This window comes from Collinsella sp. TM04-29 (assembly GCF_003466565.1).
Lineage (GTDB): Bacteria > Actinomycetota > Coriobacteriia > Coriobacteriales > Coriobacteriaceae > Collinsella.
The window spans coordinates 1-26,189 of sequence record NZ_QSPW01000007.1 but is presented as its reverse complement, the minus strand read 5'-3'; the positions used below and the strand labels follow the sequence as shown (position 1 = coordinate 26,189).

Below are 26,189 nucleotides of genomic sequence, written 5' to 3'. Positions count from 1 at the left end.
TATTGGAGGAAGTAGCATGTCCACCGTCACTACCATCAAGCGCGGCGGCCTCACCGCGGCCATCGATTCCATGGGCGCCCAGCTCACGAGCCTTGCCCTCAACGGCAACGAGTATCTGTGGCAGGGCGACCCGGCCTTTTGGGGCAAGCATGCGCCTATCCTGTTCCCCATCGTGGGATCGCTGCGCAACAACATGGCGACATCTGCGGCCGGCACCTGCGAGATGCCGCGCCACGGACTCGCTCGCATCGTCGAGCACAAGTTGGTCGAGGTTTCGGAGGACGGCTCCTCGGTAACGTACGAGATCACTGACACGCCCGAGTCGCTCAAGGCGTTCCCGTTCCACTTTAAGCTCAACATGACCTATGCCCTGACCGGCGACGCCACGCTCACGCAGACCTTTGCCGTCACCAACACCGGCGACGTGGCCCTGCCGTTCTCGGTGGGCGGTCATCCTGCATTCAACGTGCCCGCCCCCGGTGCCGAAGACGAGGCGTTCGAGGATTACGAGCTGGCGTTTACCGAGGCTTGGACTAACGAGGCCCCCATCATCACGCCCGACGGTCTTATGACGTTCGAGGGCAGCTACAAGGCTCCCGATAACTCGGACGTGCTGCCCATCACGCACCGCAGCTTCGATAACGACGCCATCATGTTCACCGATGTCCCGGGTTCCACGCTCACGCTGCGCGGCCGCAAGTCGGCCCACGGCGTCAAGATCGACTTTGAGGGCTTTAAGTACATCGGCGTGTGGTCTGCCGCCAACGACGCCCCGTTTGTGGCGCTCGAGCCCTGGACCGGCCACACCACCATGGACACCGAGGACGACGTCTTTGAGCACAAGGTCAACACCATTACCTTGGCACCGGGTGAGACGGACGTTCGCAGCTTTAGCGTTACCCTGCTCTAGAGGTTCCGCCGTTCTAACGAACGACGGACCGGTCGACGCTGCGCGCCACCCAGAGCGACAATTTGTCATTCAAAAGGCAAGGCATGACCAGAAGGTCTATGCCTTGCCTTTTTCATGCTAACTTGTTCGCTCTGGGTGGCGCCCGCTGGCATTGCCAAAACATCGACGCTCCCAATGACTACCGTGTGTCTATTAATTTTTCGAGCTTGTGCTGCGCTGCTGGTCGCTGGCGTATATCCTGTTAAGTCGTCAGCATACGATTCAACAGGGAAGGCAGATTATGCATTCTCCCCATCAACGCGACGCGCATCCACAGCCGGTGTGCAGCCGTCGCATCTTTTTGGGTAGCGCCCTCGCTGCGAGCGCAACCGTTGTCGCCGGCGCGCTCGCCGGCTGCCAGCGCCCGTCCACGCTCAAGGTGGTCCAGCCCACGACGGGCGGCGGTCGCGACGACCTGTCCGATTCCGTTATCGGCAAGGACAAGATCCGCATTGGCATGGAAGCGGCCTACGCTCCATACAACTGGCAGGTCTCCGAGGCCAGCGAGTTCACGATCCCCATCGACAACGTGCAGGGCGCCTATGCCGATGGCTACGACGTGCAGATCGCCAAGATCGTCTGCAAGGCTCTCGGCGGCGAGCCCGTCGCCGTCAAGCAGAGCTTTTCGGGCCTTATCGATTCGCTCAACAACGGCCAGATCGACCTCATCATTGCCGGTATGAGCGCCACGCCCGAGCGCGAGGAGTCCGTCGGCTTTTCCGACCCGTACTTCATTGGCTACTTTGGCCTGTTCGTAAAAGAGGGCTCGCCCTACCAAAACGCCACCAAGCTCAGCGACTTTAGCGGTGCCACGGTGCTCGGCCAAAAGGACACCATGCTCGATACCGTCATCGACGAAATCCCGGGCGTTGTGCACAAAAACCCGGTCGATTCGGTTCCCACGGTGTTTTCGAACCTGCTGCAGGGCACGTGCGACGCCGTGACCTACAACACCGAGAATGAGAAGGGCTATATGGCCCAAAACCCGGGTATTGTGCCGATTCAATTTGCCGAGGGCGAGGGCTTTAAGCAGGAGGTTACGGCAAACGTCGGCTGCCGCAAGGGCTCGGACAAGCTGCTTAAGCTCATCGACAAGACACTCAAGGGCATTAGCCAAGAGGAGCGCGACCAAATGTGGGACGCGTGCCTCGACCGTCAGCCGGCATAGGGAGGCAGCATGAAAACTATCAATCGCCTGGTCTCCTTTATCAAGGCCGACCACCGTTATGTATACCTGGGCACGAGCGTTATCGCGGCGCTCGGCCTGGCGTTTAGCCAGCGCAACCCCACGCCGCTGAGCTTCCTGGCTCCCACGGGCGTGTTCCAAGATTGCCTTTGGGCGATTCTTTGGGCCTGGCTCGTCGTGTCGGCGGCGGCGCTGGTCACCAAGCTCATGCACTGGAGCGACTATCGCGAAAAGTCGCCGTTCGCCTCCGAGCGTTGCCGCCGTGGCGCACGCCTGGGCAGCTACGTCGTGGTCGCCATCGCGGTGATCTTTTTCGTGGACCGCTGCGTCATGTCGTTTATCGACCTGGTGCAGGTGAGCATTGTCTCGGACTCCAACCCCAGCGACTTTTTGTCGAGCCTGGTCTACATGACCTACAAGAGCGGCGACTTCTTCATCCGTGGCATCGAGATCACCATCGCGCTTGCCACCTTCGGCACCGTCATCGCATTCTTCCTGGCGCTGCTCTTTGTGTTCCTGCGTATTCAGACCTTCGACCGCGTAGACAACGACCTGGTGCGCTTCTTTAAGAGCATCGGCCGCGGCTTTGCGACCGTCTACTCCACCATCGTGCGCGGCACGCCCATGATGGTCCAGGGCCTGCTCATCTATTACGCGGGCTTCACCGTTTTGCGCGGCATGGGCTTCGAGACTGCCCAGGCCAACCAGATTTGGAGCACCTTCACCGCCGGCCTTGTCACCATCTCGCTCAACTCTACCGCCTACATGATGGAGGTCCTGCGCGGCGGCATCGAGTCGATCGACCCCGGCCAGGCCGAGGCGGCGCGCTCGCTGGGCTTGTCGCAGTGGCAGGCCATGCGCAAGGTCGTGTTCCCCCAGGGCATTAAAAACGCGATCCCGGCGCTCACCAACGAGCTCATCATCAACATCAAGGATTCGTCGGTGCTCTCGGTCATCGGCGTGTTCGACCTCATGTATGCCACCACCACCGTCGCCGGCGTGTACTACCGCCAGATGGAGGTCTACTGCGTGGCGCTCGTGGTCTATCTGATCCTGACGCTCGTGGCGAGCCGCCTGCTCGAGGCCTTTGGCAAAAAGCTCGGCGCCGAGGCTCCTGCCACGCTGCCCAGCTCTAACTAGGCTTAAGACGAGGAGAATCATCATGGCAGATACCGCCATTACCGGCGTTGCGGCCGCCGCACAGACCAATGAGCCGCTCATCCGCGTTGAGGGCCTGCGCAAGAGCTTTGGCTCGCTTGAGGTGCTTAAGGGCATCGACCTCGCTGTCAATCCCGGTGAGGTCGTCACCATCATCGGCGCCTCGGGCTCGGGCAAATCGACCTTCCTGCGCTGCCTCAACCTGCTCGAGACCCCGGACGCGGGCCACATCTGGTTCCACGGCCAGGACCTCACGGCCGAGCGCTGCAATATCAATAAACTGCGCGAGGACATCGGCATGGTGTTCCAGGGCTTTAACCTGTTCAACAACATGGATGTGCTCGACAACTGCACGCTCGCGCCCGTCACGCTCAAAAAGATGGGCAAAGATCAGGCCGAACAGGTCGCGATGGAGCATCTGGCGAGCGTGGGACTCGAAAAATTCGCCCATGCCGCGGTTGGTCGCCTGTCCGGTGGCCAAAAGCAGCGCGTTGCCATCGCCCGCGCCCTGTGCATGAACCCGCAGATCATGCTGTTTGACGAGCCGACCTCTGCGCTCGATCCCGAGATCGTGGGCGAGGTGCTCGACGTTATGCGCAAGCTCGCCGCCGACGGCATGACCATGGTCGTCGTTACCCACGAGATGGCCTTCGCGCGTACCGTGTCCGACCGCGTGGTCTTTATGGACCAGGGCGTGGTGCTCGAGGACGCCGCGCCGGCTGAGCTCTTTGGCAATCCTAAGCACCAGCGCACCCGCGAGTTCCTCTCGCGTTATCTCAACGACAAATAATGCAAGCGAACGTGGCAAAGGGACCGCCTCTTTGCCACGTTGTTTTTGGAGGAAGGCATGGCCGAGGTTTGGCGCTTCTTTGCGCACGAGGATGATTTTGCCGATATCGACGAGGTCGGCGCGTGCGAGCGCCTGGGCCGCGTGCTGTCGTTTCCGACGATTTCGAGCATGGATGCCCAGACGGTGGACTGGCAGGCGTTTGCCGACCTGCGCGCCTATATGCAGCAGGCCTGGCCGCGCGTGTTTGCGGCGGGCGAGGTCGAGCTCATCGACCATTCGCTGCTCGTGACGCTTGCCGGCATCGACCCCGCCCTCAAGCCGGTCATGCTCATGGGCCACATGGACGTGGTTCCCGTGGTGCCGGGCACCGAGACAGACTGGACGCACAATCCCTTTAGCGGGCACGTGGACGACACCTATATTTGGGGTCGCGGCGCCATCGATATGAAAGACCAGGTCGCAGGCATCCTGGAGGCCGTTGAGTATGCGCTGGCGCACGGCTGGCAACACGAACGAACCCTGCTGCTGGCCTTTGGCCAGGATGAGGAGACCACGCAGTGCGGCGCGGGTGCCATTGGCCGCGTGCTCGAGGAGCGCGGCATTGAGCTTGAGTACCTGATCGACGAGGGCGATTACCGCATCGCTCCGGCTGCCGAGTACAGCGCGGGCGAGGGTTGGCTCATGCACGCCGACCTGGCTGAGAAAGGTTATGCCGACATTGTGCTCAAGACAAAGAGTGCGGGCGGGCATTCCTCCAACCCCTACGGTGGCACGTCGCTCGAGGTGCTCAGCCGTGCCATCACCGCAATCTGCGATATCGAGTGGCCGACGCGTGTGACCGACTTGCTTGCCGCCCAGCTTGTCGAGTTGGGGCTCTACACGGCCGACGAGATCGCCTCCAACAAGGACGTCATTGTCCGCGACTGCCTCGCCAGCAAGAAGCTCTATCCGCTCGTGACCACCACTTGTGCACCGACCCAAATTGAGGGCGGTAGCACCGGTGCTAACGTGATGCCACAGGATATGTGGGCCAACATTAACTTTCGCATGCTCGAGGGCACGAGCGTGGCCGACGTTGTGGCGCGCTGCCGTGAGGCGGTTGCCGGGGCGGACCTTGCCGGTCGTGTCGAAGTGGAGCTGGGCCCCGGCAGCTCCGAGCCCTCGCCGTCCCCGCGCATCGGTGGTCCCGGCCTCGAGGCGGTTCGCTCCATCGCCGCCCGCTATTTCCGCGATCCAAAGGGGACGGAGGAAAACGGATCATCCGAGCCGTTGGCGATTGTCCCCTCGACCGTGATCGGCGCGACCGACGCTGCCAACTACCAGCACATTTGCTCCGAATGCATTCGTTTTTCGGCGTTTGTGCTCGACGATGACGAGTGCGACCGCGGCGTCCACGGCACCAACGAGCGCATCACCCGCCGCGCCTACCTCCAGGGTGTTCGCTTCCTCATCGCCCTGCTTCAAACGCTCTAGAATGTGACAAAGCGACAGTCTCTTTGTTAGCCGTTGGGGACGCTCTTAAACGACTAGCCGTTAAGGAACGTCCCCAACGGCTACGTCCACTCATTCCGTGCGGGTTATATGCAGGTTTGCCTGCGCACGCTATCATGTATGGGTTAGACCGCAACTATGTACCCCATACGCGAAGGGATGCGCATGTATCTGAAGATCGACATGTTCTAGCCGGGCTTACCCCCGCAGCGGCGCCGCGCGCCCCATCAACTCTGCCGATTTTCACCTTCACGCATATAAAGGAGTCCCGCCATGCGCGACAAGCTCGAAAAGATCATCAAGGCCTATGAGGAGCTCGAGAAGAAGCTTTCCGACCCGGCCGTTGCCTCCGACATCAAGGAGTTCACGCGTCTCAACAAGGAGTACGCGCACCAGTCCGACCTCATCGCCGCCTCGCGCGAGTACATCGGCGCGCTCGATGACATCGAGGCTGCCAAGGAAATGCTCCACGATACGACCGATGCCGATGAGAAGGAGATGCTCCAGATGGACATCTCCGAAAACGAGGCCAAGCTTCCCCAGCTCGAGGAAGACATTAAGTACATGCTCATCCCGAGCGACCCCAACGACGACAAGAACACCATCGTCGAGATTCGCTCCGCCGCCGGTGGCGACGAGGCGGCTATCTTTGCCGGCGATCTGTACAAGATGTATCAGCGCTTCTGCGAGTCGCGCGGCTGGAAGACCACCGTGCTCGACTCCAGCCCCAGCGAGGCCGGCGGCTTTAAGTCCATCGAGTTCAAGGTCGAGGGCGACCGCGTCTACTCCGTCATGAAGTTTGAGTCCGGCGTACACCGTGTCCAGCGCGTTCCCAAGACCGAGTCCCAGGGCCGTATCCAGACCTCCACGGCAACCGTCGCCGTGCTTCCCGAGGCCGAGGAGATCGACGTCCAGATCAACCAGTCTGACCTGCGCATCGACACTTACTGCGCTTCGGGCCCTGGCGGTCAGTGCGTTAACACCACCTACTCCGCCGTGCGCATCACCCACCTGCCCACCAACACCGTGGTGCAGTCGCAGGAGCAGCGCTCCCAGATCCAGAATCGCGAGGTCTGCATGCAGATGCTGCGCGCCCGTCTGTACGAGATGGAGCTCGAGAAGCAGCAGGCAGAGCTCGGTGCCGAGCGCCAGAGCCAGATCGGCCACGGCAACCGTTCCGAGAAGATCCGTACCTACAACCAGCCCCAGGACCGCGTGACCGATCACCGCATCGGTTTCAACTCCACCTACAATGGCGTCCTCCTGGGCGACCAGCTCGGCACCGTCATCGAGGCGCTCGCCGCCGCCGAGCGAGCCGAGAAGCTGGCACAGGCAGTCTAAGTTCCGCCGTTCTACCGAACGGCGGACCAGCCGACGCTGCGCGCCGTCCAGAGCGACAATTTGTCATTCAAAAGGCAAGGCATGACCAGAAGGTCTATGCCTTGCCTTTTTCATGCCAACTTGTTCGCTCTGGACGTCGCTCGCTGACATTGCCAAATCATTGGCGTTTCCTTGGTTGTCAAATGATCCGTAGGGAGTCATTGGTGACATTGCCTTGATATTTTATTCAGTCGGCTGTGATGTCATTTGAGCTGCTTACCTGCTTAAGGTAATTGACGGCATAAGTCCGCTATCGAAAATATTGCTCAAAATATCGTTCAAGAAGTCGCGGAGCGATTTTTGATGGGTCGTGCGTCAAGCGATGTGGCAAGTTCTTGGTTAGATATTGGTCAGTTTTGGGGCAACCTTGCCAAAAGCTTGACGGATGCAGATTTAGACGTCGACGAATGAACACTCTAGGCAGGCTCCAAGCAAAAATCTGGGCTGATTCTCGATAATCGCCTTCAATCGTCCCTTGCCAAGCGCTGGCCTCGCTTACAATCTGCTCCGACATTCGCGCGCCGCCCGGCGCTTAAGAGGGGAGGACCCCATGGCAAACGAGATCTGGACCATCAAGCGTTGTCTCGAGTGGACCAAGGAGTACCTGGCCGAGCGCGGCGAGGAGCACCCCCGTCTTTCTGCCGAGTGGCTGCTGTGCGCCGCCACGGGCCTGGCGCGCATTGACCTATATATGCGTATGGACGAGACGCTTAACGCGGCCCAGCTCGAGACCATGCATGCGGCCGTCGTTCGTCGCGCCAAAGGCGAGCCGCTGCAATACATCACGGGCAGCACGCAGTTTCGCATGATCGACGTCGCGTGCGCCCCCGGTGTGCTCATTCCGCGCCCCGAGACCGAGATGCTCGTCGAGGAAGTCCTCAATTATCTGGATGCCGAGGTACTGAGCCCCGAGGCCGCTGCCCGTCAGCGTGTTGAGCTGCCTTGGAACGATGAGGTCGAGCAGGCACGCAAGGCCGAGGCCGCATTGGCCGACGAACGCGCGACCGCCGAGCGCCGTGCTGCCAACCTGACGGCCGCCGATGAGGCTGCGCTGGGTAGCGACGTGCTCGGTAGCCGCGCCTATGCCGAGGAGCTTGCCGATCGCGAGGCCGAGGAAGCCGCCGCGCAAGCAGCAGAAGCCGAAGCCGCAAAAGCCGCCGAGCCCGAGCTCGACGAATACGACATCGCCATCGAGGGCGCCGACCAGGAGACGGTTTCAGCTCAGGATGCCGCTGCGCCTGCCCCAGCCGAGCCCCGCACTGCCCGCGTTCTCGAGGTCGGCTGCGGCACGGGCTGTATCTCGCTCTCGATCGCCTGGGAGCGTCGCGGCCACGTCACCTGCACTGCTACCGATATCGAGCCGCGCGCCATCGACCTTGCTACCAAAAACCGCGATGCGCTTGGCCTCACGTCCGACGAGGTCGCCTTCAGCCTCACGAACCTGGTGAGCTCCATTCCCCGTGAAGAGTGGGGCACCTTTGACGTACTCGTCTCCAACCCGCCCTACATCCCCACCGATGTCATGCGCTCGCTGCCGCACGAGGTCAAGGACTTTGAGCCCGACCTGGCGCTCGAGGGCGGTGCCGACGGCCTGGACATCTTCCGCCGCCTGCTCAATGCGGCACCCTATATGCTGCGCGCCGGCGGCCTGTTTGCCTGCGAGCTCTACGAGGGCGCGCTCGACGCCGCGGCCGAGCTCTGTCGTCAAGCGGGTCTGTCGGACGTGCGCATCGTCCACGACCTCACCGATCGCCCCCGCATCGTCCGAGCCATCGTCACCGAGCCCAAGCAACGCCAGTAATATTTATTAACTGGTTAGCAAAAATTATAAAGTAGTTTATAATTAGGACGGCTGAAAGAGGTCGGCCCATGCAACCTCCTACCTTTCGGGAAATCATTGCCCTACTCAAGCACGATGGATTCGTGAAGGTCGCGCAAGTCGGTAGTCATGCTAAGTATGTTTCTGGTGACCGCGTTGTCACCGTGAACGGCTCTGGTGGTGATCGACCAAAGAAGGGCACGTGGGCAAGTATTCGTCGCCAAGCTGGATGGTAGTTGGAGGCAAAATGAGGCAGCGATTTACCTATGACTGCGTTCTCATAAAAGAAGACGATGGTTACTGCGCTAGCTTCCCGCAGATTCCCGGCGCCTTTGCCGATGGCGATACGCGCGAAGAAGCGATTGCCCATGCCACCGAGGCACTGATGGCGTTTTTGGCCGACGACCTCAACAACGGTTTGACTCCGGCAGGGTACGAACGCTCGGCCGAGGTCGTGGCCCTTTCAGTCGAAATCGACCACGAGGACGCTCGGGAAGCGGCGTGCCGAACATTTAAAGACGCAGCGCTGGACCTCAAAGTCTCCGCTCCGCGGATTACCGCGCTGGTCAAAGCCGGAAAGCTCGATGTTGAACTCGTCGACGGCCGTCGGATGATAACGATAGACAGTATCGAGCGCTACGCCGCCCAAGAACGTCACGCCGGCAGGCCAAAGAAGTTCGTCGCAGTCCAATAACCCCCTCACTTTCACCGACTACTAGAGCCGCTCACCAAACCAACATGCGCTCTGGGCAAATAGGTTGAACGTTTCGTGCGAGAATGCCCCACAGTAAACAAACTTGCACCAGAACGTAAGGGGCTGGCATACACATGCAGACGGTCTATCGGGTATACGAGGGAACGCGCGAGCCGCATCGGCTTGCCGTCGAGCGCACGGCCGAGGTGCTCGGCCGCGGCGGCCTGGCTTTGATCCCGACCGAGACCGTCTACGGTGTCGCCGTGGCAGTCAACGCCTTCTCGGACGCCGTGCCCCAAGATACAAGCGAATTCCCATCGTGGCCGCGCGATCCGCAGGCTGCCGTCAATGGCGCCGCAGTTCCTGCGCTCGGCACCGGCTATCGCCGTATCTTCACTCTCAAGCAACGTGAACTCACGCAAACCGTCGCTTGGCTGGTCGATGGCGTCGAAGCACTCGACCGCTATGGCGTGGATATCCCGGAAGATGCCCGCATACTCGCGCGACGATGCTGGCCGGGAGCCCTGACTATCGTGGTCAAGGCAGCCCCCTGCGTGCCGACCTTTATGCGCGCTGCCGACGACACGGTGGCACTTCGCGCTTCGGCCTCGCCCGTGGTGCAGGCGCTCATTCGCGCCTGTGGCAGCCCCCTTGCCTGCACCAGCGCCAACACGCATGGCGCGCCCGCGCCGGCAAGTTTTATCACGGTGGAGGGTCGCATCCTGGAGGGGGTCGATGTTGCCGTCGACGCCGGTGAGACCCCGTGTCGCGACGCCTCGACCATCGTGTCGTTTCAGCACGGCGAGCTCCAGATCCTGCGCCAAGGCGCACTTCCCGCATCAGAGATCGAACGGGTCCTGTCCGACCCGATGCAATAGAAAGGTTTAAGCGATGTCGTTGAATCTGGGCAGCCTGGGCATGGAAGATGCCTCGTTTGACTTTGGCGGTTCCTACATCATGGCGCTCGACTGCGGCACCACCTCGGTACTTGCGACCATCGTCGACGAGTACGGATGCATCGTCGCGCAGGCACGTCGCAGCGTCAAAACCAGCTTCCCGCGTCCCGGCTGGGTGGAGCAAGACCCCATGGCGGTCCTTGCTAGCCAGATCGCCGTCATGATGGAAGTCCAGTTTAAGAGCGGTATCCACTCCGACCGCATTGCTGCCATCGGCATCTCCAACCAGCGCGAGACCACGGTGGTCTGGGATCGCGTGAGCGGTCAGCCGATCTATAACGCTATCGTATGGCAGTGCCGCCGTACCGCACCTCTGATCGACGAGCTTGTCGAGCAGGGCGCAGAAGGGCTGGTGCGCTCCCGCACGGGACTCACGCTCGACCCGTATTTCTCGGCCTCCAAGGTGCAGTGGATTCTCGACAACGTCGACGGCGCACGCGAAAGCGCGGCGGCGGGCGACCTCATGTTTGGCACCATCGACACCTGGCTCATCTACAACCTCACCGGCGGCCAGGTCTTTGCCACCGACTACACCAATGCCAGCCGCACGGCACTCTTTAATATCCATACGCTCGATTGGGACGACGACCTGCTGGCACTCTTTGACGTTCCACGTTCCATGATGCCCGAGGTTCGCTGGAGCTCGGGCGACTACGGCCGCGTCGCGAGCGACATCATGACCAACATGCCGCCCATCATGGGCGTGGCGGGTGACCAACAGGCGTCGCTGTTCGGCCACTGCTGTTTCCGTCCCGGCCAGACCAAAAACACCTATGGCACGGGTTGCTTTATGCTCATGAACACCGGCGACGAGATCGTCGAATCCAAGAATGGCCTGGTCTCCACCATCGGTATCGCTGCGGACGGCAAAGTCAGCTATGCGCTCGAGGGCTCTATTTTTGCCGCCGGCTCAACGATGAACTGGCTTCGCAACAACATGGGCATCATCTCGAGCGTGAGCGAGTCGGCACAACTCGCCGCTTCGATTAGCGACAACGAGGGCTGCTACTTCGTTCCCGCCTTTGCGGGTTTGGGTGCTCCCTGGTGGGACCCGCATGCTCGCGGTATCGTGTGCGGTCTGGCCGGCGCCTCGAGCCGTGCGACCATCGTACGTGCCGCCTGCGAATCCATGGCATATCAGAGCTACGACGTGCTGCGCGCCATGGAGCAGGACGTGGGGCTTTCGATTGAGCGCCTGTCTGTCGATGGCGGTGCCTCGCGCAACGAGTTCATCATGCAATTCCAGGCCGACCTGCTGGATATCCCCGTGCTGCAATGCGAGACGGTGGAGACCACGGCAATCGGTGCCGCGTACTTGGCGGGTCTTGCCGTCGGCTATTGGGAAGACCTGGAAGAGCTGGAGCAAAATGCCCAGATCGTTAGGACCTTCCTTCCCCACATGTCCGCCGAGCGCCGCGAGCAAAACCTTGCGGGCTGGCGTGATGCAGTCAGGCGCTCGCTCAACACCTCACAGTAGGGCTGCGATGGGCTGCTCGATACAACAAACCGCTAAACTAATGCATGGCGTGCGGCGGCAACATTGCTGCACACCTTGTCAGCAAGGCCGTTTTGCGGCCGCAACGAAAGGGGCAATCAATCCATGACCGTCACCTACGATGCGTCCCGTGTGACGCTTGTCGATCACCCGCTCGTCCAGCACAAGCTGTCGATCCTGCGCGACAAAAACACCGGCACCAACCAGTTCCGTCAGCTCGTGCGCGAACTCGCGCTTTTTGACGGCTACGAGGCCATGCGCGACCTGCCTATGGAAGACGTCGAGGTCGAGACCCCCATCACTACCGCCACGTTCAAACAGCTTGCCGGCAAGAAACTCGCCATCGTGCCCATCCTGCGTGCGGGCCTTGGCATGGTCGACGGCATCCTCGACCTGGTGCCCTCCGCTCGCGTGGGCCACATCGGCATGGAACGCGACGAGGTCACCCACGAGCCGCACGAGTATTACTGCAAGATGCCCAAGGATATCGACCAGCGCATCTGCCTGGTCGTCGACCCCATGCTTGCCACGGGCGGTTCGGCCGAGATGGCCATCAGCTACCTGCGCGAGCGCGGTGTCAAGGACATCCGCATGCTGTGCATCGTCGCGGCCCCCGAGGGCCTCAAGTCGCTGACCGAGAAGGATCCCGATGTGCATATCTATACCTGCGCCATCGACGACCATCTCAACGAGGCTGCCTACATCGTTCCCGGCCTGGGCGACGCCGGCGACCGCATCTACGGCACGCTCTAGTCGTCGGGCTAAGACGGCCGCGGCTGCAAATACGAAGAAACGGTGCGCGCGGACGAACAAAAGGCGACCGCGCGCACTCCCGTTAACGGACGTTTTGCCCTGCAGGGTTCGAGAAAAACGTATTACCTACCTGCGGCATAAAGAAGGTCTTAAGAAAACGAACAGGTGCGTATTAACCGATGCTTTTTCGGTTGTACTTTAGCGATTGGCTCGTACAATAGTCACCAATGTTTGGCGGGAACTGTTCTGGGAAGCGTTAAAGAGGGAAAGTGAGGACGCCAGTGTTTCAGATAGCCGATCTGCTCGCTATCGTTGCAGGCGTCATCGCGGGCGCGGTCGCCTTTCTTCCCTTTGTTTTTACGCTCAAGCCGGTTCTTGACGATAAGCAGAATGCGGACATGCTCAAGGGCATGGTGAGTCTGGCGGTCTCGGCAATCGCCCTACTCGTCTTTACCTTGGTTGTGTTCGTGTTGTTCGGAGAGGCATTTCGCATGTTCCTCCTGGGCGAGGCGATCGGCTTCGTGGCCTTTATGGCTGCCTGCACGGTTCGTGTCGTCAAGGCGCTGCGAGATCCTCATGAGGTCGAAAGGTAAGTCGTGGAAATTTTTGAAAAGCTGCCTGATGAGATTAATCATCTGGTCAGCGAGTTCAGCTCCACCCCTGTCGTGGGCGATCTGAGCTGCGGCATCACGCAGTACTCGTTTTGGCTGATCGTCTCCACGATCGTGCTCCTGATCGTCCTGGCCGTGTTCAAGAAGAAGCAGACCCTGGTTCCCAAGGGCTTCTTCGTCAACGGTTTCGAGTACATCATCGAGTACGTCGAGAACGATATCGGCAAGGGCGTCGTGGGTGAGAACTGGAAGAAGCACTTCCCGTTCCTGTGCTCGCTTTTCCTGTTCATCCTGATCAATAACATGATCGGCCTGATCCCGGGAATGAAGCCCGGCACCGGTGCAATCGGCTCCACCGCCGCACTCGCCATTTTCGCCTTCGTGTACTTCATCTACTACGGATGCAAGGCTCACGGCGTGATCGGCTACATCAAGAGCCTCGCCCCGCAGGGCGTGAGCTTCCCGATGAACGTGCTCGTGTGGGTCGTCGAGCTTTTCTCGACCTTCCTGCGCCTCATCACGCTTGCCGTCCGTCTGTTCTGCAACATGTTCGCAGGACACGTGGTCATGGGCTCGTTCGCCATCATGGCGAGCATGTTCATGCAGCCGCTGCTTCAGCAGGTTTCCGCGGCCCACGCCGTCGGCGCCCTGCCTTCGCTAGCCTGGCTTGCCATCCTCATCCTGATCTATGCGATCGAGCTTGTGGTCGGCGCCATCCAGGCTTACGTCTTCACGGTCCTTACCGCCGTGTATGTCTCCGAGGCAGAGGAGGTCGCGGAGGAGGAGTAGTCTTCCGTTCGCGCCTTAAAGGTAAGGTAATTCGTTAAACCGCCGGTGCCCGTACCCATGGAGCCCGGCAGTTATAAAAAGGTTATCCTGCGTGAAATAAGACACGCACGACAAAGGAGGAATCGTGGGAGTTATCGGTTACGGTCTCGGTGTTATCGGCGCTGGTCTTGCTATCGGCCTGTCTGCTCTGGGTGCTACGGGCGCTATGGCCCGTCAGCCTGAGGTCCAGGGCCGCGTGTTCACCGTCTTCATTATGGGCTCCGCCTTCGGCGAGGCTCTGGCTCTGATCGGCTTCGTTGTCGCGCTGATCGTTAAATAGCACGGAGCGTCAAGTATGAATCTTTCATCCCAGAAGAGCGCGATCGCACTCTCCGCGTCCGCGGCCGCGCTGCTCATGCCGGTTTCCGCGTTCGCCGAGGACGGCGCTGCCGGTGCGGACATCCTCATCCCTAAGATGGCGGAGTTCATCCCGGCGCTTATCGCCTTCCTGATTATCTGGATCGTGCTGGCCAAGGTCGCCCTGCCGGGCATCATGAAAACCATGGAGGAGCGCGGCAAGAAGATCGAGGAGAGCCTCGACGAGGCCGAGAAGACCAAGCAGGAGGCTATCGCCAAGCGCGCTGAGTCCGACTCGATTGTCACCGACGCCCGTCGTCAGGCTGCCGACATCGTTCTCGAGGCCCGTAAGGACGCCGAGTCCGAGCGCGCCCGTATCATCGAGGCTGCTCACAAGGAGGCCGAGGAGATCATCGCCAAGGCCCATACGACCGTCGAGGACGAGCGCAAGTCCATTTACGCCGGTGCCGCGAGCTCCATCGCCGACCTGTCCGTTGCCGTCGCCACCAAGATCGTGGGCGAGGCACTCGAGGACGATGCCGAGCAGAAGAAGCTCATCGAGCGCTACATCCAGGAAGCAGGTAGCCTGAATGCCGACTAGCCGCTATCAGGACAAGGTGCTCGAGACCTACGCGCGCTCCCTTCTGGAAGCCGCTAAGGCCGAGAACCATGTGTTCGAGGACCTCGAGATGATCGAGCGCTTGGCTTCTGCCAGCCCCGAGATCATCGCCGTGCTCGACACCATGTCCAAGCGCGACCAGCTCGACCTTCTTCCCAAGGTGGCAGCTGCCTTTAAGTATGTTGCCGAGGAAGACGAGGATGTAGTGGGCGTGACCGTCACCACGGCGATCCCGCTCGACGACGAGCTGCGTCAAACCATCACTAAGAAATGCGAGCAGGACTTCGGCCGCAAGGTATTCCTTATCGAGCAGGTTGACCCGTCTATCGTGGGCGGCCTGGTGCTCGAGGCCCGCGGCGAGCGTCGTGACATTTCCGTCAAGACGCAGCTGCGCATCGCGCAGGAGACCCTCGCAAACTCTGCTAATTCGTACGGAGGTGAAGCCTAATGTCCGAAACCCTCAATGCCCAGGATATCGCCAAGAAACTGCAGGAGCAGCTCACGAGCCTCTCCGCGACGGTCGATACGCATGAGGTTTCAACGGTCGACGAGGTAGGCGACGGCATCGCGCGCGTCTCCGGCCTCAAGAGCGCCATGGCAGGCGAGCTTCTGGAGTTCAAGAGCTCCGATACCGGTGAGACCGTCTTCGGCCTTGCCCAGAACCTTGACCGTGACGAGGTCGGCGCCGTTCTGTTCGGTGCCGTCGACTCCATCAAGGAAGGCGACGAGTGCCGCACCACTGGCCGCATTATGGATATCCCCGTGAGCCGTGCCATGCTCGGCCGCGTCGTCAATCCGCTCGGCCAGCCCATCGACGGCCTGGGCGACATCGTCGCCACGCACCGTCGCCCCATCGAGTTCAAGGCTCCCGGCGTCATCGATCGTACCCCGGTGTGCGAGCCGGTTCAGACCGGTCTGCTCGCTATCGACTCCATGGTGCCTATTGGCCGCGGTCAGCGTGAGCTCATCATCGGCGACCGTAAGACCGGTAAGACCGCCATCGCCATCGACGCTATCCTCAACCAGCGCGGCAAGGGCATGGTCTGCATCTATGTCGCCATCGGCCAGAAGGCCTCCACGGTTGCCAACATCCGCGAGACCCTCGCTCAGCACGGTGCGCTCGACTACACCATCATCGTTTCGGCCACCGCTGCCGATTCCGCCCCTATGCAGTACATCGCGCCTATGGCCGGTGCCGCTATCGGCGAGTTCTTCATGTACAACGGCGAGGACGGCAAGCCCGCCAGCGAGACCAACCCCGGCGGCCACGTGCTCGTCATCTACGACGACCTGTCCAAGCAGGCTGTGGCCTACCGTCAGATGTCGCTGACGCTGCATCGTCCGCCCGGACGCGAGGCCTATCCTGGCGACATCTTCTACCTGCACTCTCGTCTGCTCGAGCGTGCCGTCAAGATGTCCAAGAAGAACGGTTACGGCTCCATGACGGCACTGCCGATCATCGAGACCCAGGACGGCGACGTCTCGGCCTACATTCCGACCAACGTCATTTCCATTACCGATGGTCAGATCTACCTGCAGTCCGAGCTCTTCTTCCAGGGTCAGCGCCCGGCAGTCGACGTGGGCATCTCCGTGTCCCGCGTCGGTGGCGATGCGCAGACCAAGGCTATGAAGCAGGTTGCCGGCAACCTTCGCCTGGACCTCGCTTCGTACCAGGAGCTCGCTGGCTTTACGCAGTTCGGCTCCGACCTCGACGAGGCTACTCAGAAGCAGCTGACCCATGGTGCTCGCATGACCGAGCTCCTGAAGCAGCCGCGTTACAAGCCGTTTGAGGTTGGCGAGCAGATCGTTACGCTGTTCGCTGGCAACGAGGGCTTCCTGGATGACCTGGAGATCGCCGACGTGCTGCCCTTCCGTGCCGAGCTCATCGAGTACATGGACAATGGCTTTGGTTCGCTGCTCGACAAGGTTCGCGTCAAGAAGATCGATGATGACACCAAGGCTGAGCTCTTGCGCGTCATCGGCGACTTCAAGCAGCAGTTCATGGCCAAGCACCATTCGGATGTTTCTGGATCAGAGGAGAACTAAGCCCCATGGCCAACCTTCGCGACATTAAGAAGCGAATCTCCTCGGTTACCACGACCAAGCAGATCACGCGCACGATGGAGATGGTCTCTACGGCCAAGATCCGTCGTGCCCTCGATCGCTCCAAGCAGGCCGAGCCCTATAAGGAGGCGCTGACCGACGTCATGTTGACGGTCGCCGGCGACGCCTCCTGTTCGGGCACCGATCCCATGCTGCAGAAGCATGAGAGCGTCAAGCATGGCCTGATTGTCGTTATTGCCTCGGACCGCGGCCTTGCCGGCGGTTTCAATACGACGGTGGAGCGCACGGCCGAAAAGCTCGCCGCTTCTTGGGCGAACGACGGCATCGAGTGCGAGATCATCGCGTGCGGGCGTAAGCCGGCCACGTATTTCCGTGACCGCGCAAACGTCGTCATGCACTTTGAGGGCAACTCCTCTGAGCCCGATTTCAATCAGGCCCGCATGATCTCCTCTCATATCTGCGATGCGTATCGTGCCGGTGAGCTTGACCGTGTCGAGCTTGTCTACCACCACGCCAAGAACCGCGTGGATCAGGAGCTTCGCGTCGAGCATCTGTTGCCGCTCGACCCCGAGATGATCGCTATGGCCCACGGTCCGCGTAAGAACGAGACCGACGCCCCTAAGCGCATCTCGTCCACGTTCGAGTTCGTGCCCTCTCCCGAGCATGTTCTCGGCAAGCTTGTGCCGTCTTATATCCTGACGGTCATCTACCAGGCCCTGATCGATTCGGCGGCTGCCGAGCAGGGTGCACGCCGCAAGGCCATGCACTCCGCGACGGAAAACGCCACCGCGATCATCTCGACCCTTACCCGCACGTATAGTCGCGTGCGCCAGGCTTCGATCACGACCGAGATTAACGAGATCGTCGGCGGAGCCTCAGCATTGGAGGAACAGTAATGGCTAATAACACCGTAAAGCTTGCGGTCGAGGAAGCCACCAAGAAGACGACTGCCGGTGATGGTCGCATCGTGCGAATCATCGGCCCTGTCGTTGACGTCAAGTTTGACGGCGCGGTGCCCCCGATCTACAACGCGCTCACGGTCGAGGCCGAGACCCCGATCGGTCATCTGAGCACGATCCTCGAGGTCGAGAGCCAGCTTCCGGGCGGCGTCGTCCGCACGGTCGCCATGTCCTCGACCGACGGCCTGCAGCGCGGCCTCATCGCCACCGATACCGGTGAGCCCATGAAGATGCCCGTTGGCCCCAAGACGCTCGGCCGAATTTGGAACGTCATGGGCAAGCCCGTCGACGGCAAGCCCATGCCCGAGGTGGAGGAGTTCTACCCCATCCACCATGCAGCGCCCCGCTTTGACGAGCTCACCACCAAGACCGAGATCTTCGAGACCGGCATCAAGGCCGTCGACCTGCTCGAGCCCTACATCCGTGGCGGCAAGACGGGCCTGTTCGGCGGCGCCGGCGTCGGCAAGACCGTTCTGATTCAGGAGCTCATCAACAACCTCGCCCAGGAGCACGGCGGCACCTCGGTGTTCACCGGCGTCGGCGAGCGTACCCGCGAGGGCACCGACCTGTTCCTCGAGATGAGCGAGTCTGGCGTTATCGACAAGACCTGCTTGGTCTATGGTCAGATGAACGAGCCGCCCGGAGCGCGTCTGCGCATCGGTCTGGCCGGCCTTACCACCGCTGAGTATTTCCGTGATCGTGGTCAGGACGTTCTGCTGTTCATCGACAACATCTTCCGCTTTTCCCAGGCAGGTTCCGAGGTTTCCGCACTGCTGGGCCGTATGCCGTCCGCCGTTGGTTACCAGCCCACGCTGGCAACCGAGATGGGCGACCTCCAGGAGCGCATTACCTCGACCAAGACGGGCTCCATTACCTCCGTCCAGGCTGTCTACGTCCCCGCAGACGACCTGACCGACCCTGCGCCTGCCACGACGTTTACGCACCTCGACGCCACCACGGTTCTTTCGCGTAGCATTTCGTCGCTCGGCCTATTCCCGGCTATCGACCCGCTCGCATCTTCCTCCGACGCTCTCGATCCCTCGATCGTCGGCGAGGAGCACTACCGTGTCGCCGTCAAGGTCCAGGAGCTCCTGCAGGAGTACTCCGACCTTCAGGACATCATCGCCATTCTGGGTATGGACGAGCTGTCCGAGGAGCAGCGCCTTACGGTCAACCGTGCCCGTAAGATTCAGCAGTTCCTCTCGCAGTCCTTCCACGTCGCCGAGAAGTTCACCGGCAACCCCGGTGTCTACGTCCGCGTCGAGGATACCGTCCGCTCTTTCGCCGAGATTGTCGACGGCAAGGCCGATGACCTGCCCGAGCAGGCTTTCCGCTATGCTTCCACGATTGAGGACGTGCGCGAGCGCGCCCGCAAGATGGGGGAGAAGTAGGTTATGCGTATCCGCATCGTGTGCCCCGTGAGCTGCGCCTATGAGGGCGACGCTGCGTTTGTGTCGATTCCGTCCACGGATGGCGAGTTTGGCGTCCTGCCTGCTCACTCCAGCGAGATTTGCACGATCGACCGCGGTTACGTTCGCGTTTCCGATAAGGCCATGGGCACTGTCGACCACACGTTTGCCGTGGCCGGCGGCTATGCCCAGGTTGCGGACGATGTCGTGACCGTTCTCGCCGAGCGCGCTTGCGATTTGGCGACCGTCGATGCCGACAAGCTTAAAGCTGATATTCAAGGTTTTGAAGAGAAGCTGGGTAATTTGTCGGAGGATGATGCACGCCGCGCCTACCTCTATAATGAAATCGCATGGTGTAAGCTCAAGCTTGCCCAATAGTCAAACGATTTAGCGTTCGACCATTTGCGAACACATCATGCCCGGGATGGCCCAGCCACCCCGGGCATGCTTTTTGAAAGGGTAGACCTTGGATATTATCCGCGTTGAGGGTGGCCACGCCATCGGAGGCTCCGTGCCCGTCTCGGGCGCCAAGAACTCCGCGCTCAAACTCATGGCGGCAACGCTTCTGGCGCCGGGCAAGACGACGCTGCAGAACGTGCCCGATATTTCCGATGTCCACGTGATGGGCAAGGTGCTCAAGGGCATGGGCGCTACGATCGATGTTCTCGACGAGCACACGCTCGAGATTGATACCTCTCAGGTCGATTCATGGGAGGCCCCCTACGAGCTCGTTGCCAAGATGCGCGCTTCCACCGCCGTCATGGGACCCCTGCTGGGCCGCTTCCATCGCGCCAAAATTGCCATGCCGGGCGGCTGCAACCTGGGTGCTCGCAAGATCGATATGCACATTCTTGGTCTTGAGGCCCTGGGCGTTGAGTTCGATACCGCCCACGGTTACATCAACGCTAATGCGCCCCAAGGTCTGCGCGGTACCACCGTCACGCTCGAGTTCGCCAGCGTCGGTGCGACCGAGAACCTCATCATGGCCTCTGTGCGCGCACAGGGCACCACGGTTATCGACAATGCCGCCCGCGAGCCCGAGATCGTCGATCTCGCTAACATGCTCAACGAGATGGGCGCCAAGATTGTTGGCGCCGGTACGCCCGTCGTGACGATCGAAGGCGTGGAAGAGCTCCATCCCGTTACCCATCGCGTGGTGGGCGACCGCATCGAGGCCGGTACCTTTATCGTTGCCGGTGCGTTGATGGCCGACGATCGCGGTGTCGATGTCACGGGCTTTTGCCCCATTCACTTGGGCATGGTGCTCAAGAAGATGGAGCTTATGGGTATCGACTGCGAGCGCGTCGAGGATGGCGTCCATGTGAACCGTGCCGAGCGTATCAAGCCGGTCGACATCCAGACGCTTCCGTTCCCCGGTTTCCCGACCGACATGCAGGCGCAGATTATGGTGCTCTCCGCCCTTGCCGACGGCAGTTCCGTTATTACCGAAAACATCTTCGAGAATCGCTTTATGTTTGCCTCTGAGCTGGTGCGCATGGGTGCCGACATTCGTATCGAGAGCCATCATGCCATGATTCATGGCGTCAAGGGCTTCTCGGGTGCACAGGTTACCTCGCCCGATTTGCGCGGCGGAGCGGCCCTCGTCGTAGCGGGCTTGATCGCCGACGGGACGACCGAGGTTTCGGCTATCCATCACATCAAGCGCGGCTACGAGCAGTTTGTCGAAAAGCTGCAGGCGCTTGGCGCGCATGTCGAGCATGCTACCGTCCCCGATCCCGTCATCTACTAATACAGGTTGCCTATGTTTAATAAAAAGCCCCTCGCGGATACCACCACCCGAAGACCCTCAACTGGTGCGCAGGCCAAGATCTACAGTCGCGATAACGTGGCTCGCTATTCCGAGTGCGCTCGTCAACGCCGCCGTAGCCACACGATTCGTCACGTCGCGCTCATTGTCGTGCTTGGCGTGCTGCTGAGTGCCACTACCGCTGCCGGCCTGTGGTTTGCCACCATTATGGGCAAGCTCGGCGATTCTAATGTCATTACTGACAATCTGCGTCGGGTTCTGGTTGACACCGATGAGGCAAAGGATCCGTTCTACGTGCTGCTTCTTGGCACCGACGGCCGTCCGGGCGAGGATACGTATCGTGCCGACTCGATTATCCTGGCTCGCATCGACCCCACGCAAAAGCAGGCGACGCTCATTTCCGTTCCGCGCGACACCAAGGTCGAGTACAAGGGCGAGACCATGAAGATCAACGCCTGCCATACCGTTGGCGGCGCCGAGGCCATGGTCGAGGCGGTCAACGAGCTGTGCGGTGTTCAGATCTCCCACTATGCCGAGGTCAGCTTCGACGGTATGCAGGCGCTGATTGATTCGGTTGGCGGTATCGACATTAACGCAACCGATGATGTTGACGACCCCGAGCACCTGGATATTAAGATTACCGCTGGCCAGCAGCATATGGACGGTGCCACCGCCCTTACCTATGCCCGCTGCCGCTACACCTATGCCGACGGCGATTACACGCGCATGCGCCACCAGCGTCAGGTGCTTGGCGCCCTTGCCAACCAGATTCTCAATAACTTCGATGCCACGAAGATCTTTGGCCTGGTTAATTCGCTGTCCGATATGCTTGTAACCGATATGAGCGTTCAGGATATCGTGGCTACGGTCAACGCCATGCGCGGTATGGATGTCGACGGTATCTACTCGGCCAACCTGCCCTCGTACGCCGACGACAGCACCATGATCGACGGTGTGAGCTACGTCTTTGTCTACGAGGACGAGCTCAAGGAAATGATGGAGCGCGTCGATGCCGGCAAGGATCCCAAGGGTCCCAACACCATGGGTCTTTCCGACGGTTCCAGCTCTACGATCGGTGACCTCAGCAACAACACGTCTGACGACTACGCAAACGGTACCGCAACCTCATCGGTCAGCTCTGACGATTCTGATGACTCAAGCGATTCGAGCGATTCGGACTACTACGAAGAGCCCACCGGTGACGGCAACGGCTACGAAGCCAACTACTAAGTTACGGCGTTTTACCAAACGCCGTAACGGCTCGACGCTGCGCGCCGCCCAAGGCGACAATTTGTCATTCAAAAGGCAGGGCATGACCAGAAGGTCAATGCCCTGCCTTTTTCATGCCAACTTGTTCGCCTTGGACGTCGCTCGCTGACGTTGGCTCAACCTGCGATGTTGACTACTCCCCTTGTATCAAAAACCGCCCCGTTCTCTGTAGAGGACGGGGCGGTTCGTCTTTTGGGCTTATGCAGCCAGGCTTATGCGAAACGGGCGACGAGCTCCTGCAGGACGTCGGTCATCTTGACGAGCGAACTGACCGGGACGAACTCGTTGACGCCGTGGTAGCAATAGCCGCCGGTGGAAAGGTTGGGGCAGGGCAGACCGCGGAACGACAGCTGCGCGCCATCGGTGCCGCCGCGAATCGGCAGCACTTGGGGCTCAACGCTGCAGGCAAGGTAGGCTTCCTTGGCAACATCAATAAGCTCGGGATAGTCACGAACGATCTCGGCCATATTTCGATACTGCTGCTTAATCTCGACCGTCACGCGCCTCTCACCCAGACGCTGGTTGAGCATCGAGGCAGCGGCATCAATAAGGTCGAGTTTCTGCTGGAACTTGGCGGCGTCATGGTCGCGGACGATATAGCGCGCTGTGGCGTGATCGACGGTTGCAGATACACCCTCAAGGTGATAAAAGCCCTCGTAGCCTTCCGTATACTCCGGGCGCTGCACGTAGGGGAGCAACGCGTTGAAGTCGCAGAACAGATTGCCTGCGTTGACCATACGGCCTTTGGCGTCGCCCGGGTGGATGGACTGGCCCTCAAAGCAGACGGTCGCCTCAGCGGCATTAAAGCACTCCCACTCCAGCTCGCCGATGGGGCCACCGTCGACCGTGTAGGCGTACTTGCAGCCAAAGGTATCGATATCCAACAGCTCGGCTCCGTGGCCGATCTCCTCGTCAGGGCAGAAGCAAATGCCGAGTGCGGGATGGGGCAGAGAGGGGTCCTGAGCGATACGCGCGACAAGCGACATGATCTCGGCGACGCCTGCCTTGTCGTCCGCGCCCAGCAGCGTGGTGCCATCGCTGCAGACCAGGTCCTCACCCGCGAGGTCATTCAGGGCGGGAAGCTTGGCGGTACTCATGGCAACGGGCTTACCGTCAACCGTGCCGCAGACCAGGTCGCCGCCTTCGTAGTGTACGATGTGCGGCTTCACGCCGGCGCCCGGTGCAACTTCGGTGGTGTCGAGATGGGCGATCAGGCCCAGGGCGGGCTTGTCCTCAGCGCCCGCACTTGCGGGGATATGCGCGCAGACATAGGCGTGCTCGGTCACGTGGGCATCTTCCGCACCAAGCTCGCGCAGCTCTTCAGCCAGCACGTTGGCAAGGTCAAACTGAACGGTGCTCGAAGGTACCTGGTCGCAGTTTGCATCCTCGGACTGCGTGTTGATCTGGACGTAGCGCAAAAAGCGTTCGAGGACATCGGGGTTCGTGGTGGTGTTTTCCATAAAGACCGCTCCAATCTTGGTCGTCGTGTGCAACAAGAACTCTAGCACGGTATGCCACGGCATACCGCGACGCTTGGATGGGGTAGAATCAGCCATTGAATGCAGAAGGGACGGAAGATCATGGATACGACAAATAGCTCGCGCGAACTACATCTGACGGTGGCGAACGAAGACTACTTGGAGTGCATGGTTCGCATTGAAAGCGAAGAGGGGGAAACCAACGGCGTGCGATCGGTCGACATCGCGCAGCGCCTTGGCGTCTCCAAGGCATCGGTCAATAAAGCGGTTTCGGCGCTCAAGGCATCCGAGCTTGTCGAGCAATCGCACTACGGCAAGGTAGTCCTGACCGATCGCGGCCGCGAGGTTGGCACGGCTATCTGGTACCGTCATCGTCTCGTCCGCACGTTTTTGGTTCAGGAGCTCGGTGTCGAATTTGAGCGAGCCGATTCCGAGGCCTGCATGATGGAGCATGCGCTATCCGAGGACACGATGAACCGCTGGCTCGCCTATCTCGAAAAGCAGGGAATCAGCGTCGAGGAATAGCGGGATATATATGGATACGAGTTATTACAATCGCTTTGGTGCCGAGGAACTTACGCGCCGCTTGTCGAGCGAGACCTTGTTGGCGCAGGGCCCCATGGGCAGTGTTCTGTTGAGTGAGTACGACGCCGCCGATATTCCACCGGCGTTTTGGAATCTGGCAGAGCCGCAGACCGTTTCTCGTATCCATCGCTTGTATGTCGCCGCCGGCGCGCAGGTACTCATTACCAATACCTTTCAGGCATCAAGCTATGCCCTCAAGCACGACCAGATTGCGCCGTCCGTGGCGGAGGTCAATCGCGGGGCCGTCGACGATGCCCGCCAGGCGCACCCTCAGCTGCTGCTGGGCTCGATGGGTCCGATCGGTATTGAGTGGTTTGCCGAGGACTCGGCCGAGTTTCGTGAGATCCGAGGCATTGCGCGCGAACAGGCGCACGCCTTGCTCAATGCTGGTGTTGACGGTCTGCTGATCGAGACGGTGACGTCTATCCGTAATTTGCAGCCCATGCTTGCCGGCGCCCGAGATGCCGCCGACGGCATGCCTGTTCTGGTGAGTTTTGTCGTTGACGATAAGGGCGACCTGTTGGGCGATGGCCTCAACATCGAGGCAGCCGTTTTGTACGCCGAAAAACACGGCGCAAACTCGGTTGGTGTTAATTGCTGTTCGCTTGCGGCCGCGAACGCGGCGGTGCCCAGGATGGTTGCATCGGCGACTACTCCCGTCACGGTGCGTCCCAACGTGGGCGATCCGGTCCAGACTCAGGATGGCCCCGTATGGCACGAGAACCCCGAAGCTTTCGCGCGCGCATGCATCGAATGGAGACATGCCGGTGCCGCAATGGTGGGCAGTTGCTGTGGAACCACGGCAATCACTACGGCAGCGATGGCCGAGGCGCTCGATATATAAAGGGCAAAACCGCTCCATACGGGGCGGTTTTTTTATTTTCAAGACTTTAGTCTGCTGGCCGCGCAGCGGCCAGCTTTAAACCACCCGCTACGCGGGTGGAGACAAACGGCTTTACAAAGCCACCCCTCCGACCGATATTGACGATTGTTCAGGCCGTCAAGAATTCGAGTCGAAGGGGTGGTCGCCATGGCCCAGAAGGCCTACAGCCTTTCCCACACGAAGTGGATGTGCAAGTACCACATCGTGTTCACGCCGAAGTATAGGCGCAAAGTGATCTACAACCAAATCAGGAGCGACATAGGGGAGATCCTCAGGAAGCTGTGCGAGTACAAGGGGATCGAGATAATCGAGGGGCACCTGATGCCCGACCACGTGCACGTGCTGCTGGCGATCCCGCCGAAGTACAGCGTCGCGAGCGTCATGGGCTACCTGAAGGGGAAGAGCTCGCTGATGATATTCGACAGGCACGCCAACCTCAAGTACAAGTTCGGCAACAGGAAGTTCTGGGCGGAGGGCTACTACGTGTCCACCGTCGGCCTGAACGAGGCGACGATCGCCAAGTACATCAGGGAGCAGGAGTCCCACGACATCGCGCTGGACAAGCTGAGCGTGAAGGAGTACGAGGACCCCTTCAAGAGGGGGTGATGCTGCCGGTTCGACCGGCGCGCCACGGGTCAAGATGCACTAGGCCTGGACGAAGTCCGGGCCCGCGCCTTTAGACGCGAGCCCGGGGCCCGTGGGTTATACCCTAAGAGCGAACCACCCTTTTTAAGGGTGGTTCTGATTG

General features: G+C 60.5%; 27 protein-coding genes. 26 read left to right on the top strand and 1 reads right to left on the bottom strand.

Features of this window, described 5'->3' with window-relative positions:
- Positions 1 to 16 precede the first annotated feature (16 nt).
- From DXD39_RS09630 to DXD39_RS09520, 23 genes are all read left to right on the top strand, one after another.
- A complete protein-coding gene (locus DXD39_RS09630) occupies positions 17 to 910 on the top strand; it encodes an aldose 1-epimerase family protein (protein ID WP_117803925.1) in 894 nt (297 codons plus the stop codon).
- Between the two features lie 280 nt (positions 911 to 1,190).
- The gene (locus DXD39_RS09625; protein WP_117803924.1) at positions 1,191 to 2,117 is read left to right on the top strand and encodes a transporter substrate-binding domain-containing protein; all 927 of its coding nucleotides are present in this window, start codon (positions 1,191 to 1,193) and stop codon (positions 2,115 to 2,117) included.
- A 9-nt stretch (positions 2,118 to 2,126) separates the two neighbouring features.
- Entirely contained in the window at positions 2,127 to 3,275 is a 1,149-nt protein-coding gene (locus tag DXD39_RS09620; protein ID WP_117803923.1) for an amino acid ABC transporter permease, read from the top strand.
- A 22-nt stretch (positions 3,276 to 3,297) separates the two neighbouring features.
- On the top strand, positions 3,298 to 4,083 hold the full coding sequence (locus DXD39_RS09615; protein WP_117803922.1) for an amino acid ABC transporter ATP-binding protein: 786 nt from the start codon (positions 3,298 to 3,300) through the stop codon (positions 4,081 to 4,083).
- A 57-nt stretch (positions 4,084 to 4,140) separates the two neighbouring features.
- Positions 4,141 to 5,556 (top strand): M20/M25/M40 family metallo-hydrolase, encoded by a 1,416-nt coding sequence (locus DXD39_RS09610; protein WP_117803921.1) that lies wholly within the window; start codon positions 4,141 to 4,143, stop codon positions 5,554 to 5,556.
- A 291-nt stretch (positions 5,557 to 5,847) separates the two neighbouring features.
- Positions 5,848 to 6,915 (top strand): peptide chain release factor 1, encoded by a 1,068-nt coding sequence (gene prfA, locus DXD39_RS09605; RefSeq protein WP_055252487.1) that lies wholly within the window; start codon positions 5,848 to 5,850, stop codon positions 6,913 to 6,915.
- Between the two features lie 589 nt (positions 6,916 to 7,504).
- Positions 7,505 to 8,755: a HemK/PrmC family methyltransferase gene (locus DXD39_RS09600; RefSeq protein ID WP_117803920.1), complete on the top strand. Its 1,251-nt coding sequence runs from the start codon at positions 7,505 to 7,507 to the stop codon at positions 8,753 to 8,755.
- 68 nt (positions 8,756 to 8,823) lie between these two features.
- Positions 8,824 to 9,009 (top strand): type II toxin-antitoxin system HicA family toxin, encoded by a 186-nt coding sequence (locus tag DXD39_RS10445; protein ID WP_089573106.1) that lies wholly within the window; start codon positions 8,824 to 8,826, stop codon positions 9,007 to 9,009.
- Complete coding sequence (locus tag DXD39_RS09590; RefSeq protein WP_128620077.1) at positions 8,976 to 9,467, top strand: type II toxin-antitoxin system HicB family antitoxin; 492 nt, start codon at positions 8,976 to 8,978, stop codon at positions 9,465 to 9,467. The genes DXD39_RS10445 and DXD39_RS09590 overlap by 34 nt, the downstream gene beginning before the upstream one ends.
- Before the next feature lie 134 nt (positions 9,468 to 9,601).
- On the top strand, positions 9,602 to 10,345 hold the full coding sequence (locus tag DXD39_RS09585; protein ID WP_089573104.1) for an L-threonylcarbamoyladenylate synthase: 744 nt from the start codon (positions 9,602 to 9,604) through the stop codon (positions 10,343 to 10,345).
- A gap of 13 nt (positions 10,346 to 10,358) precedes the next feature.
- On the top strand, positions 10,359 to 11,900 hold the full coding sequence (gene glpK / locus DXD39_RS09580; protein ID WP_117803919.1) for a glycerol kinase GlpK: 1,542 nt from the start codon (positions 10,359 to 10,361) through the stop codon (positions 11,898 to 11,900).
- A gap of 123 nt (positions 11,901 to 12,023) precedes the next feature.
- Entirely contained in the window at positions 12,024 to 12,671 is a 648-nt protein-coding gene (upp, locus tag DXD39_RS09575; protein ID WP_040359658.1) for a uracil phosphoribosyltransferase, read from the top strand.
- A gap of 281 nt (positions 12,672 to 12,952) precedes the next feature.
- On the top strand, positions 12,953 to 13,264 hold the full coding sequence (locus DXD39_RS09570) for a hypothetical protein (protein WP_117803918.1): 312 nt from the start codon (positions 12,953 to 12,955) through the stop codon (positions 13,262 to 13,264).
- Positions 13,265 to 13,267: 3 nt separating this feature from the next.
- Complete coding sequence (gene atpB, locus DXD39_RS09565; protein WP_022094263.1) at positions 13,268 to 14,071, top strand: F0F1 ATP synthase subunit A; 804 nt, start codon at positions 13,268 to 13,270, stop codon at positions 14,069 to 14,071.
- 124 nt (positions 14,072 to 14,195) lie between these two features.
- Positions 14,196 to 14,390 (top strand): ATP synthase subunit C, encoded by a 195-nt coding sequence (locus tag DXD39_RS09560; protein WP_022094262.1) that lies wholly within the window; start codon positions 14,196 to 14,198, stop codon positions 14,388 to 14,390.
- A 15-nt stretch (positions 14,391 to 14,405) separates the two neighbouring features.
- Positions 14,406 to 15,008 carry a F0F1 ATP synthase subunit B gene (gene atpF, locus DXD39_RS09555; protein WP_006235712.1) on the top strand — a complete coding sequence of 201 codons (603 nt, stop codon included), beginning with the start codon at positions 14,406 to 14,408 and terminating at the stop codon, positions 15,006 to 15,008.
- Entirely contained in the window at positions 14,998 to 15,474 is a 477-nt protein-coding gene (locus tag DXD39_RS09550) for a FoF1 ATP synthase subunit delta (RefSeq protein ID WP_006235713.1), read from the top strand. The genes atpF and DXD39_RS09550 overlap by 11 nt, the downstream gene beginning before the upstream one ends.
- Positions 15,474 to 17,072, top strand: a complete 1,599-nt coding sequence (gene atpA / locus DXD39_RS09545; protein WP_117797576.1) for a F0F1 ATP synthase subunit alpha — start codon at positions 15,474 to 15,476, stop codon at positions 17,070 to 17,072. The genes DXD39_RS09550 and atpA overlap by 1 nt, the downstream gene beginning before the upstream one ends.
- A gap of 5 nt (positions 17,073 to 17,077) precedes the next feature.
- Positions 17,078 to 17,986: an ATP synthase F1 subunit gamma gene (gene atpG / locus DXD39_RS09540; protein WP_006235716.1), complete on the top strand. Its 909-nt coding sequence runs from the start codon at positions 17,078 to 17,080 to the stop codon at positions 17,984 to 17,986.
- Positions 17,986 to 19,440: a F0F1 ATP synthase subunit beta gene (gene atpD / locus DXD39_RS09535; RefSeq protein ID WP_006235717.1), complete on the top strand. Its 1,455-nt coding sequence runs from the start codon at positions 17,986 to 17,988 to the stop codon at positions 19,438 to 19,440. Before atpG ends, atpD begins: the two co-directional genes overlap by 1 nt.
- 3 nt (positions 19,441 to 19,443) lie before the next feature.
- Positions 19,444 to 19,836: an ATP synthase F1 subunit epsilon gene (gene atpC, locus DXD39_RS09530; protein WP_006235718.1), complete on the top strand. Its 393-nt coding sequence runs from the start codon at positions 19,444 to 19,446 to the stop codon at positions 19,834 to 19,836.
- An 88-nt stretch (positions 19,837 to 19,924) separates the two neighbouring features.
- On the top strand, positions 19,925 to 21,208 hold the full coding sequence (murA, locus tag DXD39_RS09525) for a UDP-N-acetylglucosamine 1-carboxyvinyltransferase (RefSeq protein ID WP_035138796.1): 1,284 nt from the start codon (positions 19,925 to 19,927) through the stop codon (positions 21,206 to 21,208).
- Between the two features lie 12 nt (positions 21,209 to 21,220).
- Positions 21,221 to 22,456 carry an LCP family protein gene (locus DXD39_RS09520; RefSeq protein ID WP_117803917.1) on the top strand — a complete coding sequence of 412 codons (1,236 nt, stop codon included), beginning with the start codon at positions 21,221 to 21,223 and terminating at the stop codon, positions 22,454 to 22,456.
- 251 nt (positions 22,457 to 22,707) lie between these two features.
- Here the strand turns inward: DXD39_RS09520 and pepT are convergent, their stop codons facing one another.
- A complete protein-coding gene (gene pepT, locus DXD39_RS09515; protein ID WP_117803916.1) occupies positions 22,708 to 23,955 on the bottom strand; it encodes a peptidase T in 1,248 nt (415 codons plus the stop codon).
- Between the two features lie 120 nt (positions 23,956 to 24,075).
- Here pepT and DXD39_RS09510 point away from each other — a divergent pair, with 120 nt between their 5' ends.
- From DXD39_RS09510 to tnpA, 3 genes are all read left to right on the top strand, one after another.
- Positions 24,076 to 24,498 carry a metal-dependent transcriptional regulator gene (locus tag DXD39_RS09510; protein ID WP_089573098.1) on the top strand — a complete coding sequence of 141 codons (423 nt, stop codon included), beginning with the start codon at positions 24,076 to 24,078 and terminating at the stop codon, positions 24,496 to 24,498.
- A 10-nt stretch (positions 24,499 to 24,508) separates the two neighbouring features.
- Positions 24,509 to 25,402, top strand: coding sequence for a homocysteine S-methyltransferase family protein (locus DXD39_RS09505; protein WP_055252635.1), 894 nt, complete (start codon positions 24,509 to 24,511; stop codon positions 25,400 to 25,402).
- Positions 25,403 to 25,588: 186 nt separating this feature from the next.
- Positions 25,589 to 26,047, top strand: a complete 459-nt coding sequence (tnpA, locus tag DXD39_RS09500; RefSeq protein ID WP_055287554.1) for an IS200/IS605 family transposase — start codon at positions 25,589 to 25,591, stop codon at positions 26,045 to 26,047.
- The last annotated feature ends 142 nt before the right edge of the window (positions 26,048 to 26,189 follow it).

Excerpts from the sequence above, each read along its gene's own strand:
- atpA (WP_117797576.1), top strand. The coding sequence starts at position 15,474 with ATGTCCGAAACCCTCAATGCCCAGGATATCGCCAAGAAACTGCAGGAG.
- DXD39_RS09505 (WP_055252635.1), top strand. The coding sequence starts at position 24,509 with ATGGATACGAGTTATTACAATCGCTTTGGTGCCGAGGAACTTACGCGC.
- DXD39_RS09620 (WP_117803923.1), top strand. The coding sequence starts at position 2,127 with ATGAAAACTATCAATCGCCTGGTCTCCTTTATCAAGGCCGACCACCGT.
- DXD39_RS09585 (WP_089573104.1), top strand. The coding sequence starts at position 9,602 with ATGCAGACGGTCTATCGGGTATACGAGGGAACGCGCGAGCCGCATCGG.
- DXD39_RS09520 (WP_117803917.1), top strand. The coding sequence starts at position 21,221 with ATGTTTAATAAAAAGCCCCTCGCGGATACCACCACCCGAAGACCCTCA.
- tnpA (WP_055287554.1), top strand. The coding sequence starts at position 25,589 with ATGGCCCAGAAGGCCTACAGCCTTTCCCACACGAAGTGGATGTGCAAG.
- atpF (WP_006235712.1), top strand. The coding sequence starts at position 14,406 with ATGAATCTTTCATCCCAGAAGAGCGCGATCGCACTCTCCGCGTCCGCG.
- upp (WP_040359658.1), top strand. The coding sequence starts at position 12,024 with ATGACCGTCACCTACGATGCGTCCCGTGTGACGCTTGTCGATCACCCG.
- atpC (WP_006235718.1), top strand. The coding sequence starts at position 19,444 with ATGCGTATCCGCATCGTGTGCCCCGTGAGCTGCGCCTATGAGGGCGAC.
- DXD39_RS09610 (WP_117803921.1), top strand. The coding sequence starts at position 4,141 with ATGGCCGAGGTTTGGCGCTTCTTTGCGCACGAGGATGATTTTGCCGAT.
- DXD39_RS10445 (WP_089573106.1), top strand. The coding sequence starts at position 8,824 with ATGCAACCTCCTACCTTTCGGGAAATCATTGCCCTACTCAAGCACGAT.
- DXD39_RS09615 (WP_117803922.1), top strand. The coding sequence starts at position 3,298 with ATGGCAGATACCGCCATTACCGGCGTTGCGGCCGCCGCACAGACCAAT.
- prfA (WP_055252487.1), top strand. The coding sequence starts at position 5,848 with ATGCGCGACAAGCTCGAAAAGATCATCAAGGCCTATGAGGAGCTCGAG.
- DXD39_RS09630 (WP_117803925.1), top strand. The coding sequence starts at position 17 with ATGTCCACCGTCACTACCATCAAGCGCGGCGGCCTCACCGCGGCCATC.
- DXD39_RS09550 (WP_006235713.1), top strand. The coding sequence starts at position 14,998 with ATGCCGACTAGCCGCTATCAGGACAAGGTGCTCGAGACCTACGCGCGC.
- DXD39_RS09600 (WP_117803920.1), top strand. The coding sequence starts at position 7,505 with ATGGCAAACGAGATCTGGACCATCAAGCGTTGTCTCGAGTGGACCAAG.
- glpK (WP_117803919.1), top strand. The coding sequence starts at position 10,359 with ATGTCGTTGAATCTGGGCAGCCTGGGCATGGAAGATGCCTCGTTTGAC.
- atpD (WP_006235717.1), top strand. The coding sequence starts at position 17,986 with ATGGCTAATAACACCGTAAAGCTTGCGGTCGAGGAAGCCACCAAGAAG.
- DXD39_RS09510 (WP_089573098.1), top strand. The coding sequence starts at position 24,076 with ATGGATACGACAAATAGCTCGCGCGAACTACATCTGACGGTGGCGAAC.
- DXD39_RS09625 (WP_117803924.1), top strand. The coding sequence starts at position 1,191 with ATGCATTCTCCCCATCAACGCGACGCGCATCCACAGCCGGTGTGCAGC.
- pepT (WP_117803916.1), bottom strand. The coding sequence starts at position 23,955 with ATGGAAAACACCACCACGAACCCCGATGTCCTCGAACGCTTTTTGCGC.
- atpG (WP_006235716.1), top strand. The coding sequence starts at position 17,078 with ATGGCCAACCTTCGCGACATTAAGAAGCGAATCTCCTCGGTTACCACG.